14 protein-coding genes are annotated in these 15,950 nt (G+C 42.0%); 4 read left to right on the forward strand and 10 right to left on the reverse strand.

Features of this window, described 5'->3' with window-relative positions:
• Positions 1–354 precede the first annotated feature (354 nt).
• The 4 genes from CRJ00_RS04870 to CRJ00_RS04885 form a co-directional block, all read right to left on the reverse strand.
• Complete coding sequence (locus CRJ00_RS04870; RefSeq protein WP_099365759.1) at positions 355–1,737, reverse strand: nucleoside permease; 1,383 nt, start codon at positions 1,735–1,737, stop codon at positions 355–357.
• A gap of 31 nt (positions 1,738–1,768) precedes the next feature.
• Complete coding sequence (locus tag CRJ00_RS04875; RefSeq protein ID WP_099365760.1) at positions 1,769–2,419, reverse strand: bifunctional nuclease family protein; 651 nt, start codon at positions 2,417–2,419, stop codon at positions 1,769–1,771.
• A gap of 104 nt (positions 2,420–2,523) precedes the next feature.
• Positions 2,524–3,498 carry an electron transfer flavoprotein subunit alpha/FixB family protein gene (locus tag CRJ00_RS04880; protein ID WP_099365761.1) on the reverse strand — a complete coding sequence of 325 codons (975 nt, stop codon included), beginning with the start codon at positions 3,496–3,498 and terminating at the stop codon, positions 2,524–2,526.
• A 19-nt stretch (positions 3,499–3,517) separates the two neighbouring features.
• Positions 3,518–4,249, reverse strand: a complete 732-nt coding sequence (locus CRJ00_RS04885; RefSeq protein WP_099365762.1) for an electron transfer flavoprotein subunit beta/FixA family protein — start codon at positions 4,247–4,249, stop codon at positions 3,518–3,520.
• 156 nt (positions 4,250–4,405) lie between these two features.
• On the opposite strand from CRJ00_RS04885, the gene CRJ00_RS04890 reads away from it, so the two are divergent.
• Positions 4,406–4,738, forward strand: coding sequence for a tetratricopeptide repeat protein (locus CRJ00_RS04890; RefSeq protein WP_099365763.1), 333 nt, complete (start codon positions 4,406–4,408; stop codon positions 4,736–4,738).
• Positions 4,739–4,840: 102 nt separating this feature from the next.
• Positions 4,841–5,257 (forward strand): copper resistance protein NlpE, encoded by a 417-nt coding sequence (locus CRJ00_RS04895; protein WP_099365764.1) that lies wholly within the window; start codon positions 4,841–4,843, stop codon positions 5,255–5,257.
• 226 nt (positions 5,258–5,483) lie between these two features.
• Here CRJ00_RS04895 and CRJ00_RS04900 read toward each other — a convergent pair whose 3' ends face one another.
• From CRJ00_RS04900 to CRJ00_RS04920, 5 genes are read right to left on the reverse strand one after another with little or no spacing between them, the layout of a single operon-like run.
• Positions 5,484–6,617: a cysteine desulfurase family protein gene (locus CRJ00_RS04900; RefSeq protein ID WP_099365765.1), complete on the reverse strand. Its 1,134-nt coding sequence runs from the start codon at positions 6,615–6,617 to the stop codon at positions 5,484–5,486.
• A 14-nt stretch (positions 6,618–6,631) separates the two neighbouring features.
• Positions 6,632–8,263 (reverse strand): apolipoprotein N-acyltransferase, encoded by a 1,632-nt coding sequence (lnt, locus tag CRJ00_RS04905; RefSeq protein ID WP_099365766.1) that lies wholly within the window; start codon positions 8,261–8,263, stop codon positions 6,632–6,634.
• A 3-nt stretch (positions 8,264–8,266) separates the two neighbouring features.
• Positions 8,267–9,013 (reverse strand): PH domain-containing protein, encoded by a 747-nt coding sequence (locus CRJ00_RS04910; RefSeq protein ID WP_099365767.1) that lies wholly within the window; start codon positions 9,011–9,013, stop codon positions 8,267–8,269.
• 29 nt (positions 9,014–9,042) lie between these two features.
• Positions 9,043–9,708 (reverse strand): 16S rRNA (cytidine(1402)-2'-O)-methyltransferase, encoded by a 666-nt coding sequence (gene rsmI / locus CRJ00_RS04915; protein ID WP_099365768.1) that lies wholly within the window; start codon positions 9,706–9,708, stop codon positions 9,043–9,045.
• Between the two features lie 16 nt (positions 9,709–9,724).
• Positions 9,725–10,168, reverse strand: a complete 444-nt coding sequence (locus CRJ00_RS04920; protein ID WP_099365769.1) for an acyl-CoA thioesterase — start codon at positions 10,166–10,168, stop codon at positions 9,725–9,727.
• A 342-nt stretch (positions 10,169–10,510) separates the two neighbouring features.
• Here CRJ00_RS04920 and CRJ00_RS04925 point away from each other — a divergent pair, with 342 nt between their 5' ends.
• Positions 10,511–13,300, forward strand: coding sequence for a TonB-dependent receptor (locus CRJ00_RS04925; RefSeq protein ID WP_099365770.1), 2,790 nt, complete (start codon positions 10,511–10,513; stop codon positions 13,298–13,300).
• A 22-nt stretch (positions 13,301–13,322) separates the two neighbouring features.
• On the forward strand, positions 13,323–14,381 hold the full coding sequence (locus CRJ00_RS04930) for a phytase (protein WP_099365771.1): 1,059 nt from the start codon (positions 13,323–13,325) through the stop codon (positions 14,379–14,381).
• A 199-nt stretch (positions 14,382–14,580) separates the two neighbouring features.
• On the opposite strand, the gene CRJ00_RS04935 is transcribed toward CRJ00_RS04930, so the two are convergent.
• Positions 14,581–15,846 carry a DUF819 family protein gene (locus CRJ00_RS04935; protein ID WP_099365772.1) on the reverse strand — a complete coding sequence of 422 codons (1,266 nt, stop codon included), beginning with the start codon at positions 15,844–15,846 and terminating at the stop codon, positions 14,581–14,583.
• Positions 15,847–15,950 lie beyond the last annotated feature (104 nt).

Genomic DNA, 15,950 nt, shown 5'->3' on the forward strand with positions numbered 1-15,950 from the left:
GGCAGGGCCGATTCCTATGGTATCCATAACATGGAAATGCAGGGTGCAATGGCCATCTTTACGGTAAACTTGAAAAGAATCCTGAAATTGATCTAAAAAGGAAAGGTATTACCTCAAAAACAGGGCAATTGGGATACTAAAATCTCAAACAGCAAGCCTAGTCGGCTAAACCTTCAATAAGGCCATTAAAAAACACACTTTCAGAAATCCTTTAAACAAAAATGACCGAGTAAGGTAAATCCTGTACTCAGTCATTTCTTTAAATCTCATTAAAAAGTTGAGACTTTTTCAGTGCCCTCCAAATCTGGAGGCTGTTTTTTTATATCTATAAAATAATAAAGATTCTTAAAAACCTTAATGCCCTTTGAATTCCTCGGCTGCACTTTCCACCTCATGCTTATGCCTAAACAAAACCGCAAATAATATCGCAACAATCAAAGTATAAATCGCAAAAGCGATCCAGATATTCTGCCAATCCTTCAATTGGATAACCTGATTAAAAATCCCATTAGAAACCTCAACCCCTTTTTCCTTGATCACATTCAGCAGGGAAGGGTTATCAGGTGTAGTATCCAAAAATGAAGCTAAACTAGCGCTGTCATTGAAAGATTTTGTATAATACTTATCAATTGCCCATCCGGAAACGCGAGAGCCTAGAATCGCCCCAAAACCGTTCGTCATCATCATGAACAAACCCTGCGCCGATGAACGGATCTTATTATCCGTATTGGTCTCCACAAAAAGAGAACCCGAGATATTGAAAAAATCGAAAGCCATACCATAAACGATACAAGACAGAACGATCATCCAAAGGCCGGAAGAAGGGTTTCCATAAGCGAACAAGCCAAAACGAAGCACCCAGGCAAACATCGCAATCAACATCACCTGCTTGATCCCGAATTTCTTCAAGAAGAAAGGAATAGCCAGGATAAATACCGTTTCAGATATCTGGGAAATGGACATGATGATCGTTGAATATTTGATCACAAAAGAGTCCACATATTTGGGGAAGTACTTGAATTCGTCCAGGAATACATCTCCATAAGCATTGGTCAGCTGCAGGGCAGCACCCAAGAACATGGAGAAGATAAAGAACAAGGCCATTTTATAATTGGCAAAAAGCTTGAAGGATTCCAGTCCCAACATTTGGGTCCAGGAAGCATTCTCCCGGATATGATGCTGTGGAGGACATTTTGGTAGATTAAAAATGGAATATACCGCCAATAAGATGGATCCGCCCGCCGCAATATAGAACTGTCCTTCCGTGGCTTTGCTACCCGTTAGGTTGGTCAGCCACATAGCCACAATAAATCCGATCGTTCCCCATACCCGGATAGGAGGGAAGGCCTTGATCAGGTCGTAGTTGGCTTGATTCAATGCGGTATAGGCAATGGAATTGGATAGTGCCAAGGTTGGCATATAGCAGCACATCGCCAATAAGATCACGGTGAAAAAGCTGTCCGGATCGGGAACATGCGCCAGGGAAATCAAACAAATGGCATACAAGAAATGCAGGATAATGTAGAGTTTCTCGGCGTTTACCCATCGATCGGCAATAATCCCGATGATGGTAGGCATGAACAAGGAGGCAATCCCCATGGTGGAGAAAATGGCTCCAAATTCAGTTCCGTCCCAGTTTTTGGTGCCAAACCAATAATTGGCAATAGTGATTAACCATGCTCCCCAAACAAAGAATTGCAGGAAGTTCATAATGGTCAACCTATGTTTGATAGACATATTGGTAGATGATATTAGGTTATCGAAAAGATTATGATTTTCGTTTTTCTATTTCGTCCCTGATCTTGGCCGCCGTTTCGTACTGTTCGTTTTCGATGGCTTTTTCCAGGGTGTTTTCCAATTGCTCCAAGGTAAGGGAAGCATAAGGGGATGGTTTGTTTTTGATGGGTTCGGCAGCTGCAGGAGGCTCAGGATCCTTTTCTGCTTTAGCTGGCTCATCCTGTTTGTAGTTGCCTACATTTTCGATATTCTCCAAAAAGGCGAAATCATTGCCTTCGATCACGATTCCTGCACTGTTCATAATGAAATCGTAGGTAAAGATCGGACATTCAAAACGGACGGCCAATGCTACGGCATCCGAAGTACGTGCATCGATCTCCGTCGTGGTAGTACCATCCGAACAAATCAATTTGGCAAAGAATATCCCGTCGATCAGGTTATAGATGAGCACTTCTTCCAGTTTGATTTTAAAGGTCTCGGCAAAAGTTTTGAACAGATCATGCGTCAGCGGCCTGCTGGGCGTCATTTTTTCGATCTCCACCGCGATGGATTGCGCCTCGAATCCGCCAATGATAACCGGTAACCTTCTGTTTCCTCCTACTTCTCCCAAAACCAATGCATAGGCCCCAGACTGCGTCTGGCTATAGGAGAGACCGACAATATCTAACTTGATTTTCTTCATTAATAACGCGTTAACGGAAATACAAAGATGCTAATATTAAAAGCAAAAAAAAAGTGACCTTGCGTTTTTTTGAGCAAGGCCACTCGTTCATTGTTTAGTTTGTTTTAGTTGTTTTTCAAGTTTTTGATCGCCTGAGTCAATTTAGGGACGATTTCAAAGGCATCTCCAACGATTCCATAATCGGCAACCTTAAAGAATGGTGCCTCCGGATCTTTGTTGATCACCACGATGGTTTTGGATGAACTCACCCCAGCCAAGTGCTGGATAGCACCGGAAATACCGATAGCGATGTAAAGGTTCGGGCTTACCACGATACCTGTTTGGCCTACGTGTTCGGAATGAGGTCTCCAACCGGCATCAGAAACGGGCTTGGAACATGCCGTAGCAGCACCCAATACATCCGCCAATTCTTCAATCATGCCCCAGTTTTCTGGTCCTTTCATTCCTCTTCCCGCAGAAACAACGATCTCTGCTTCCGGAAGCGTCACTTTATCCGTTGCGCGAACGATATCCTTCACCAATACATTGAAATCTGTTGCTTCGATGTTTGGCGTGAAATCCACGATTTCGGCCGAACCTCCAACTTCTTTGACCTCAAATGCATTAGGATTGACCGCAATAACTTTAACCGCCGATTTGATAACTTCAGTCGCAAAAGCCTTATTGGAAAAAGCGGTCTTTTTGATCTCCATGCTATCGCCTTGGAAGCTTGGAAGATTGATAGCGCCATCCGCCAATCCAGCATCCAATTTAGCCGCTAAACGTGGTGCCAAGCCTTTTCCACTGAAGGAATTCGACAATACCACCACTTTAGATGATTCTTGCTGTGCAGCTGATGCGATGATCGATGCATAGGCTTTGTTCACAAAATTCTTTAGGTTCTCTTGGTTAGCGTTCAATACCTTGCTAACCCCATATTTCCCTAATTTTTCCAATTCCGCAGCATCCACGTTTCCAATGGAAAGTGCGGTTACCGAATCCCCTAATTGATCAGCGATTGCTTTAGCATAGGATGCTGCTTCAAAAGCCGATTTTTTTAAGGTTCCGTCTGTATTTTCGATATATACTAAAATTGCCATGATAATTTCTTTTTAAGGATTAGATAACTTTTGCCTCGTTGTGTAATAATTGAACCAATTGATCGACTTCATCTACCAATTTCACGGCTCCGCGAGGAGCAGGAGATTCAAATTTACTGATGCTCGACAATTCGGCTACTTCAATAGGCTCTACAACCTGCAAAGGCTTTGATCTTGCACCCATGATGCCGCGCATATTCGGGATTTTTGGCTCTGCAACACCTTCTGCTGTTCCCACAACAACCGGAAGAGAAACGGTAAGTACCTCTTTTCCGCCTTCGATCTCGCGATCGATGGTTGCTTCCGTACCTTGTATATCTAATTTTTTGGCGATGGATACCGATGGAAGATTCAATAATTCACCCAATAATGCCGCCACCTGCGCTCCATTGAAATCAATGGATTCACGACCGGTCAAGATCAGGTCAAATCCTTGCTCTTTGGCATATTTAGCGATCTGATTGGCTACGAACCAAGCATCACGAGGTTGGGCGTTGATGCGAACTGCATCATCTGCGCCAATGGCCAACGCCTTACGGATCGTAGGTTCTGTGGAGGCATCTCCAACATTGATCACCGTTACGGTACCTTTGCCACCTTCTGCCAGCTCCACCGCTTTCGATAAAGCAATCTCATCGTATGGATTGATGATGTATTGAACACCGTTGGTATTGAATACCGTGTTATCATTCGTGAATGTTATTTTGGAAGTGGTGTCAGGGACATTACTGATACATACTAATATTCTCATAATTCTAACGTTTTACACAAACCTACTTTTTTTTGTAAGCATTTCAAAACCTTTCCAAAACCAGAGGTCATGGAATTGTCATTTTCTATGCTAGCATAGTAATTTTATTCCTTCTTATAGCGCTCCCACGCAATTATTATTTGCTTAACTTTGGGGATGAAAACGCGATTAGATCAACTTAAAGAGTTTTTAAAGGAGTCTCCACAGGATCCTTTTTTGAAGTATGCCCTGACGATGGAGTACGTGAAAATGCAGGATAACAGCCTAGCTTTAGCCGGATTTGAGGATCTGGTAATGGAACATGCTGATTATGTAGGGACCTATTATCATTTCGGGAAGTTTTTGGAAGGGCAGGGAGAAAAGGATAAGGCTATTGAAATCTATGAAAAAGGGATCGCTGTAGCGCAATCCAAGCGGAATTTCCATGCCTTAGGGGAGCTGAAGAATGCTTTGTTGATGGCACAAGGTCTTCTGGATGAAGACGAGTAAATGAGGATGTGTTAATGTTCAAGGGGAAACGGAAATGTTAAATTTTCCTAAACAACCATTTATGGTATCTTTTTTGTTTTTTAAAAGTATATCATAAAAATCATGCGCAGGCTTACTTACATATTATTCAGTATTATCCTCTTGGTTTTTGGTTTTAGTTGTATCAATAACAAAACCAATGTAAACCAGTTAGTGGGTAATGAGGGTAATGCGTTAAAGGGTACTGGCGTGGTTGGAACCTATGAAGGAAAGCTTCCCTGTGCTGATTGCACCACGATTTCAACGGTTTTGAGCTTGGATAACAATAAGAATTACCTGATGAGGTATATGTATGTTGGGAAGAGCGAAGAGGTGTTTGAACATAAAGGAAAGTGGCAATTGGATAATGATATTCTGAGTTTGGAGAATATTGATTATAATTTCAGGATATCGAATAATCAATTGCAGCAGTTGGATTTGTCCGGAAAAGAGATCAAAGGCGACCTCGCCGAGAAATATGTGCTCTTAAAGATTAAGTAAGGTTTTTTATTAGAAATGTAAGGTATTGCGGTTTTGCGTTTATGCTTTTGTGCGTTTGCGCGTTTGCGCGTCATTGCGAGGAGGTACGACGAAGCAATCTTTACATTAGTAGAAAGATTGCTTCGTTCCTCGCAATGACGAATATCCTCGCAATGACGGGGTGAAGATTGCTTCGTTCCTCGCAATGACGGACGCCTCGCAATGACGAATATCCACGCAATGACGGTTATTTATGCTCGCAAATCTCCTTCAAAACACCCACTACAAAATCCACTTCCTCCTTCGTATTATACTTACAGAAAGAAAATCTCACCGATTCTCTTTTCGGATCAGCACAGATCCCTCTCAACACATGCGAACCAATATCCGAGCCCGAGCTACAAGCCGAACCACCAGAAGCCGAAACCCCTTTGATATCCAAATTGAACAATAACATATCGCCCATATTCGTACATGGCAAGGACACATTCAATACCGTATACAAAGCCTTATCCGCATCTGTCTCCCCATTGAACTGTACCCCAGGAATCTCCTGTACCAATTTATCCTTCATATAATCCTTCAGTCCTTGAATATGCGACTGATGCTCTTCCATTTCCTCATAGGCCAATTCCAACGCTTTCGCCAAGCCCACAATACCATACACATTCTCTGTTCCTCCGCGCATATTCCGTTCCTGTGCACCCCCATAAATCAACGGCTTGATCTTATTCTTTCCATTGATATATAAAAATCCGACACCTTTTGGGCCATGGAATTTATGCGCCGCACCCGTAATAAAATCGATCTTCAGATCAGAAAGGTCATGCTTATAATGCCCCATGGTCTGCACGGTATCCGAATGGAAAACCGCATCATACTGCTCGCATAACTCACTAACCCCTTTGATATCCGTCAAATTCCCAAGTTCATTGTTTGCATGCATGATGGAAACAAAAGTCCTTGGGTTCTTCGCCAATAATTCCTCCAAATGGTTCAGGTCGATATTTCCTTTCGCGTCCACCTTCAACAGATCCAGCTGGATCTTTCCGGCATGTGCCAGTTCTTCCAAAGTATGGAGCACTGCATGGTGTTCGATAGGAGAGGTAATGGCATGGGTAATCCCATAACATTCAATGGCACGTACGATGGCCATATTATCCGCCTCGGTACCACCAGAAGTAAAGAAAATCTCCGATGGGGAAGCATTAAGTAATTTAGCTACTGTTCTTCTTGCCTTTTCCACAATGGTCTTGGTTTCACGGCCGTGCGCATGAATAGAAGAAGGGTTCCCGAAGTTCTCGTTCAGGGTTTTAACCATTGCTTCGATAACTTGTTTATCTAAAGCTGTGGTCGCGGCATTGTCAAAATAAACTTGCATAAAGGCAAATATAATTAATCGTTAGGAGAATCGTTTGTAATTTTCTTATTTCTGACCATCATCAAACCTATTGATATCAAGCCCGTTAATAAAGCCAAATAAACGATCAAATCCTTGTTCTTTGTATAAAATGTTAATTCTTCGTTCAGGTTGATTTCCTGCGATAGGGCGGTTGGCACCCACCAGCTCGAACGCTGAACAATATCCCCGCGTTGGTTGATAAAGGCCGATATACCTGTATTGGCCGAACGCACCACCCATCTTCTGTTCTCTATGGCTCTTAATTTGGCATAGAGCAGGTGTTGATCCTTGCCCGAGGTGTCGCCCCACCAGCCATCGTTGGTAATCACAGCAATGAATTGTGCCCCTTTGGCCACATATTCCGCCACGTAATTTCCCCAGATGGATTCATAACAGATCACCGGAGCCGCGCCAATTCCGCTAGCAGAATAGAAAACCGAAGGCTCTTCCTGACTGCCATAACCTCCTGTTGTTCCGCCAAAATGTTGGAACAAGGGTTTCATAAAGGCAAGTTTAGATCCAAATGGCATCAATTCGGCACCAGGTACCAATTTTGATTTATGGTAGAACTGCAGTTTGCTGGATCCGTCGATCAGTACCGCTGCATTAAAATGGTCCTTGAATAGATTTCCGACAGGTCTCGCCGTAAAAGTACGTTGGTCATCATAAAACTGATAGCTTTCGATTCCTGAGAGTACATTTCCATTGTGGTAGGGTTCCAGGAAATCAATCACCGCGCGATACTGTGGATATTCTCGGAATTCTTCCTCGTTGATACCACCATAATTGGAAATGGCCGTTTCTGGCCATATAAAAAATTCCGTATTCAATTTCGCCACTTTCTGCGAAAGATCCATCAGCACCCTCATTTGTTCCTCAGGTGTAATCGGTCCCCATTTTCCAAATGGATCGATGTTCGGTTGAACCGTTACGACTTCGGATGGATTGATGTGTTCTTCATATTGGCTGTAGGCGATGATCGAACCTACGGAAGGGATCAACACTAATGCTGAAGTAACCGATAAAAGGATCTTATTGCTGTAAACTTCTACCTGCTCTCTTCTTTGCCAGTACCATAGGAAAACAACGACATTGACCAGCCAGATCCATAAGGTTCCACCATAAACGCCTGTCACACTGTACCATTGTACCAATTGATGGAAATTTGAAAAACCGTTTCCAAGGGTCATCCAAGGAAAGGAAAGTTCCCAAGATTGGTGCAGGTATTCATAGGCGATCCAAAAGGAAATCAGCCCCATAAAGCTTAAAAGGATGGAGTTTCTTTTCCGCATTTGATAATACAGCCGAAACGCCAGTGCCATGAGCAATGGCCCGAGGGTATAAGGGATCAGGGCTACAAAAAGGGATGGTAGGGCAGGTAAGAATGCGTTCATCGCATTGTACACCCAATAAATGGAAGCGGTATTCCAGACAAAACCGGTAAAAAAAGCCAATCCAAAAACCTTGCTTCCTTTCCGCTTGTAGTTCCCGCGCATCACCTGTTCTATGGCAACCAAAAGTGGTACAAAACCAATGAACAGCAAAACGCTGGAATAAGGAATAGGAGGCCAAGCCAACCACAATAAAAAAGCACTTAACAGCGCCAAAAGGTAATTATTGCGCATGACTTATAACTGGCTTAGGATTTCTGCCTTCTTGGTTTCGTATTCCGCTTGGGTGATCAATTGCTTATCATACAAGCTCTTTAATTTTTTTAGTTTAGCCGTGATCTCATCTTCTTCTTCCTGCTCCACTTTAACAGGCTCCGGTCTTGCCGGTTCAGGTCTAAAAGGCTCCGACCTTACAGGCTCCGGTCTGTTAGCTTCAGGTTTAGTCTCCTCAGCCACCGGACTCGGTGTGGTATTAAAGCCTTGGAAAGTCTTCGGTGATTCCTCTTCCTTAACCTCTGGTTTAGGTGCCGAATAAACAGGCTTATTCTCAATAACAATTTTATTTTCCTTTGCTTCCAGTTTCTGGTTCTGTAGATTATCCAAAGCCGCCTTGATCAATTGGTATAATTTTCTGGCCTGCGTTTTAGGAATATAATCAATGGTCAGATTTTCCCCTGTAAATGGAATAACAGTTACCTTCGATCCGAAGATTTCCTCTTTGAAAGCGATATCCTTCACATCCTGCCAAGAAAAGATCTCAAAGTTCGTCGCCAGTCCCAACTTGGTGAATTCGCATAAGAAGATGCGCTTGTTACTAACGGTTATCGAATCCGGTAAAAGCGTTACGGCCGGTTTCTTCTGTAGGGCAATATAATTGATGGATTCGCCAGGCGTCAGCATATCCAGGATCTTTCCGTGGATTTTCTCTACGACCTTTGGGTCCTGACCATCCTGTACATATTTGTCGATTTGATAATTTTCCATGTTCAAATTCTTTTTTAACGTCTATTTAATTAATCAAGACCAGCCACGCAGCATACAAACTCGCCTTTGATGGGATTGGTCTCGAAATGGGTCTTTAGTTCTTGCAGGGTTCCACGTACGGTCTCCTCATATAATTTACTGATCTCTCTGGAAAAGGAAGCCTGTCTATCTGGTCCAAAAACCCCAATAAACTCATCAATTGATTTGAGGATCCGATGGGGCGATTCGTAAAAGATCATGGTACGCTTTTCCTCCGCCAAGGCTTTCAACCGGGTCTGTCTGCCTTTCTTGACAGGAAGGAAACCTTCAAAACAGAAACGGTCGTTCGGAAGGCCAGAATTGACCAAAGCGGGTACAAAAGCGGTCGCACCTGGTAGACATTGCACTTCCAATCCTTCCTTTATGGCTTCGCGAACCAACAGAAATCCAGGATCGGAAATAGCTGGCGTACCGGCATMCGAGATCAATGCGATCTGATTTCCCTCCTTCAGTAATCGGATGATTTCATTGACGGCCTTGTGCTCATTATGTTGATGATGGGCAAACACCTTTTTATCGATTCCAAAATGTTTCAAGAGGGGGGCCGATGTCCGGGTATCCTCCGCAAGGATGATATCCACTGCTTTCAGCACATTGATGGCCCTAAAGGTCATATCTTCTAAATTTCCTATCGGAGTAGGTACGATATACAGCATAGGTCAAAGATAATTATTATTCATTGATTTCGAGGTAATCTGCTGCACGTGGAATTTTATGGATGATGCTCATCCATTCTTCGGGGATGTTCGTTAATTTTCGGGCTACAATATCCATCCATGCACCATCAACCACCACAACAGCTGCTTTCACGCCGTTTTCCTTGAAGATCTCATGTCGAAAGGAGAACCTGGAGTTTTTTACATTGAACTTGATGATCTCAACACTGACCTTGATGCGTTCATCCAAGCCGATTTCCCGCAGGTAGTTCAATTCCTCCCGAAATAGAATCGGGCCTATTTTCTTCTGGTTGAATTCGGAGAGGGAAAGCCCCAGTTGGTTCAACATATTGCTCCTTGCCTGCGCACAGAAATCGGCATAGGCCGAGTGGCGTAAGTGTACATTGGCATCAATCTGAGACCATAAAACCTGTCCTTCGTAAAATATATTGTTTTCCATTTGTTTCGATTTATCAATATGCCTAAATTAAGCAAAAGCTCACAGAATTTCCCAATTTAGTTCGCTATGAAACTAAGGTGAAAGCATGGTGAAAGTATGTAAAATGTATGCTAAGGTTATAAAATCATGCTTTATGTATACTTAAGCCTTGGTTTTGCCTCGAAAACATAGGGTTTACATAGGAAAAACATCGATTTTCCACTTAATTGATAATCTTATTTGTTAATATCTAATTAATTTAATTTCTTTAAAAGGTTATCTACTTAACAAATTGATAACATTGCCTTAATTCTGGTTTTAATTATCTGCAATAGTTTTGCAAAAAAATAAAACCATTATTATATGAGATTTTCTTTACTTATTATTTTTCAATTGATTTGTTGTTTAGGATTTGCCCAGAATACGATTCTGAAAGGTAAGGTCATGGACAGCAATGATAAATTCTCCATGCCGGGAGCTACCCTTCGCATTACAGAAGGTAATAGATATACGGTTTCTGATGGAAACGGTAATTTCGAATTCTTAAACCTACCAACAGGAACCTATACATTATCTGTTGATTATTTGGGATATGAACATTACGAGCAGAAAGTGAATGTTTCTGCGAAATTAGGAACTTTAGAAATTCTTTTGGAACCTGCTTCCAGAACTTTGGATGAGATCCAGGTGATCGGAGACCAGGCAAAAGGACAGGCAAAGGCCCTTAACCAGCAAAAGAACAACAGTAACATTACGAATGTTATTTCTTCCGATCAGGTAGGTCGTTTTCCGGATCAGAATATCGGGGATGCCTTAAAACGTGTACCGGGTATCACCATGCAGAATGACCAAGGTGAGGCGCGAAACATTATTGTTCGTGGTTTATCGCCGGAGTTGAACTCCGTGACCTTGAACGGTGACCGTATCCCATCGGCTGAAGGGGACAACCGTAATGTGCAAATGGACTTAATTCCATCGGATATGATTTCTTCTATTGAAGTGAACAAAACATTGACTCCCGATATGGATGCAGATGCGATTGGTGGTTCTGTGAACTTAGTGACCAGGGCTGTTCCAAATAGACAGCGTATTTCTGCGACATTGAGTGGAGGTTATGCCCCTATCCGTGAGAAAGGTGTCTACAATGGAACACTAATCTATGGTAACCGTTTCATGGACAATAAAATGGGTCTTGTATTATCGGGAACTTTACAGAGCCAGAATTTTGGTTCGAACAATATCGAAGCAGTATGGGATAAGCAAAGTGAAAACCTTTTCATCAACGAAATGGATATCCGTAAATATGATGTGAGCCGTATCCGTCGTAGCGTTTCTGCGGCTTGGGATTATGATTTCAATTCCAGAAACCGCATCGCCATCAATGCGATGTACAACTGGAGAGATGATTTGGAAAACCGTTACAGATTACGTTATAAAACAAAGTATGACGATAAAACCAATGTTTTTAATACAGAATTATCCCGTCAGACAAAAGGTGGTATTGACAACAATACAAACGAAAATACCCGTCTTGAAAGACAAAGCGTGATGAATTTCTCGATTGTAGGAGAGCATCTTTTGGCGCCAAAATTGGATTTTGATTGGTCTGCGTCGTATTCCAGAGCAGAGGAAGATCGTCCGAATGAAAGATATATCAATTATGTGTTGAAGAAACAACAGGTTTCTCAAGATCTATCCGATACGTACCTGCCATATTTCAACGATACATTCAAAGATTATTCTAAGTTTAAGTTTGATGAATTATCGGAGAACAACGATAATACGAATGAACAGGAAATCGGTGGAAAGCTTAATTTCCGTATCCCTTTGAGTTTGATCGATGGACAGAAGGGTAGATTACGTTTTGGTGGTAGAGTGCGTTTAAAAACCAAGGAAAGAGAGAATATCTGGAATGAATATACGCCAACTACGGATTTTGGGGTATTGAGTGCGATGCCTAATGTGCAATGGGACGCTAGAACTTGGGAACAAGGAGATCGTTACGCGCCGGGAATGTTTGTGGACAAAGCTTTTCTAGGTGGATTGGACTTGAACGATGCGACAAAATTCGAATCGGAGTTGAAGCCAAAAGAATATTTGGCAGTAAATTACAGCGCAAAAGAACAGATCTATGCAGGATACCTGCGTTTTGATCAGAACCTAACTGAAAATACAGCCTTGATTTTAGGAGCTCGTTTGGAGCATACCCGTATTGATTACAAAGGAAATAACGTGGTAAATGAAGAAGATTTGGAAGGGGTGATCAATACCAAGAATTCGTATACGAATATTTTGCCTAACTTAACCTTGAAACATAATTTCACGGAAGATTTCTTGCTTCGCGCAGCCTATTCAACCGCTTTGGCAAGACCGAACTATTATGCCTTGGCTCCATACATCAACAGTATTCCGGAAGAAGAGGAAATCACTGCTGGTAATCCAGACCTTAAGGCTACTTATTCCCATAATTTTGATGTGATGTTGGAGAAATATTACCGTAATATCGGTTTGATCTCCGGAGGTGTATTCTATAAGAACTTAAATAACTTTATTTACAGATATAGTAATACAGCCTATAAAACCGCTGATTTTGAAAGAGACTTCCCTGGAAAACCGAATCCGATCGAAGCAGGTAAATCCTTTGACTTCTTCCAGGATAGAAATGGTGATAAAGTGAACCTTTATGGATTTGAAGTTGCATTCCAAAGACAGTTGGATTTCCTACCTGGAAAATTCCTTCAAGGATTTGGGGTATATGCCAACTATACCTATACGAAATCAAAAGCTAAAGGTATCGCTGGTGAGGACGGTGTGTTGCGTGAAGGTTTAGGTCTTCCAAGAACGGCTCCTCACATGTTGAACGGTTCCCTATCTTGGGAAAACAATAAATTTTCCGCACGTGTATCTGCTAACTATACGGCAGCTTATTTGGATGAAATCGGTAAAGATGCATTCAATGATGCCTACTATGATAAACAATTCTTCTTGGATGCCAATGCATCTTACAAAATCACACCACAGTTACGCGTATTTGCGGAAGCAAACAACCTAACCGACCAACCTTTACGTTATTACCAAGGTGATGTAGCTCGCATGAAACAATTGGAGTACTACAAGCCAAGATATACGTTAGGTGTTAAATTCGATTTGTAAAATTTAAAAAGAAGGAAAACACATGATTAAACAATTCATCTTTATATGCGGTACAGCCCTGATTTTCGGGGCTTGTACTAGCAAATTAGCCCCTGTGGCGGAGAATGCAGTAAAGCCAACAGTTGTTACGGAACAAGTTCCGAACGATACGGATGACCCAGCTATCTGGGTGAACCCGAATGATAGTACGGAAGTTATTATCGTTGGAACGGATAAGCATGAGAAGACCGGTGGTCTGTATGCTTATGATATGGATGGCAAGATTATTAATAAAGTAACGCCATTGGATAGACCAAACAACGTGGATATTGCGTACGGTTTGGAGATTGATGGGAAATTGGTGGATATTGCAGTGCTTACCGAAAGAGGTACCAATAAGATCCGCGTTTTCAGTATGCCGGAACTAAAGCCATTGGATAATGGTGGTATCGAGGTTTTTGTAGGAGAGACTGAAAGATCGCCAATGGGTATTGCTTTGTATACGAAAAAGGATTCTACTGGGAATAAGATCTATGCTGTAGTAGGCCGTAAATCTGGAGGCGCTGATAATTATCTTTTCCAATATGAGTTGTCGGTTGATGCTGGTGTTGTGAAAGGAAAGAAGGTTCGTGAATTTGGGAAGTTCCAAGGTGGAAAAGAAATTGAAGCTATTGCCGTGGATAATGAGTTAGGGTATATCTATTACTCGGATGAAGGCTTTGGTATCCATAAGTATTATGCAGATCCTGCCAAAGGAAATGAGGAATTGGCCTTATTTGGACAGAAGGATTTCAAATCTGATCATGAGGGGATTGCATTGTATAAAAGCACGGATTCTACTGGTTATATCGTGATTTCAAATCAGCAGAACAATTCTTTTAATATTTATCCAAGGGAAGGTGCTGCTGGGAATGCTCATTTACATGAGATCTTGGCGGAAGTGCCGGTTTCAGCGGTTGAATGTGATGGTGCTGATGCTATTTCCATGCCGATCGGAACGAAGTTTCCGAAAGGAATGTTGGTGGCCATGAGTAATGGAATGGTTTTTCATTACTATGATTGGAGGATTTTTCAGGAGGCAGTGGATAAGGGGAGAATGTAGATGATAGATGATAGATAATAGATTATAGACGATAGACCCGTCATTGCGAGGAACGAAGCAATCTTATTTTTTCTCATCCTGAGCGAAATATTTTGTCATCCTGAGCGAAGTCGAAGGATCTGTACACTGGTAAACGAACAGATCCTTCGACTGCGCTCAGGATGACATTTTTAATATCAGTATATCCTACTTCTTCCCCCTACATCGGTGCTACCATCTGCATCAGCATCGCTGTAAACCAGCCTGCATAAGTTCCAACCGCATACCCAAACACCGCCAAGATAACCCCAACGGAAATCAAGGAAGGGTGGAAAGCGGCCGAAGTCACAGAAGCCGAAGCCACACCACCTACATTCGCCATACTACCTACAGCAAAATAAAAGAATGGCACTTTAAAAATCTTACCGACGATGAGTAACAACAAGGCATGCACACTCATCCAGATCAATCCAACTACCAATAATCCAGGATTTCCAGCAATCGCTGTAATATCCATTTGCATACCAATCGTCGTAATCAAAATATATAAAAATACGGTAGCTACTTTAGAAGCTCCTACATATTCCAATTTCTTGGCAGGCGTAAAGGAAAGAATAATCCCAATTACCGAAGCAATGAATATCACCCAGAAGAAATTACTGGTCAACGAGAATTTTGCTAGTTCTGGATGGTTGTTAGCCATATAAGCAGACAATGGCTCGGCTATCAAAGCCGATAAAGCCGTACCTCCAAATGCCAAGGCAACAATATAGATCAAATCTTTTGTTTCTGGTGTTTTACTGTTTGCTTTAACCTTAGCATCCATTTTTTCCTTTAAAGCTTCCACGTCCGAAGACTCCGCCTTAAAGAATTTATCAAACTGCTTGGATTTACTAGCTCCATATAATAAGAATGCCATCCATAAATAGGCGACAAATACATCCACAGCAATGATGGAAGAAAAAACCTCTGGAGAGGGTTGTAGGATTTCCTTTAGGGCCACCTGGTTTGCCGAACCACCGATCCAAGATCCCGCCAAAGAACCCAGACCTTTCCAAACCTCATGTGGAGTAGCACCACCCACAACCTCTGGCGCAACCATGGAAGTCAACCAAACTGCCAAAGGACCACCAATCATAATGCCGACCGTTCCTGTTACAAACATCAATCCGGCCCTTTTTCGCAATGCCCACATTTCTTTTAAATCCAGGTTGATCACAAACAAAATCAAACAGGCAGGCAATAAATAATTGCTTCCAATGCCTGTTAATGGGGAATTCGCGCCATCGATGATGTTTAAGGAATTGAGCAAGCCCGGTAAGAAATAACAGAGCAATAGGGGTGGGATGATATTGAAAAATCCCTTAACATATTTATTCGATAAGTTCGATGTATAGAACACCAAACCTAAAATTACCATTAGTAATCCCAATACAACAGAAGTGTTACTGATCAAAGGGAGGTTTTCGGTTTCTGGTATTTGCATAAACTTGTAATAATTGTTAATTTGCTGTGAAAATAGTTATTTCCATTGACTAATTTTTAATAATTACCCAAATTGCATGGGTAAATTCAAACTAAATCGAAATA

The organism is Sphingobacterium sp. 1.A.4, from assembly GCF_002734245.1.
Taxonomy (GTDB): Bacteria; Bacteroidota; Bacteroidia; order Sphingobacteriales; family Sphingobacteriaceae; genus Sphingobacterium; species Sphingobacterium tenebrionis.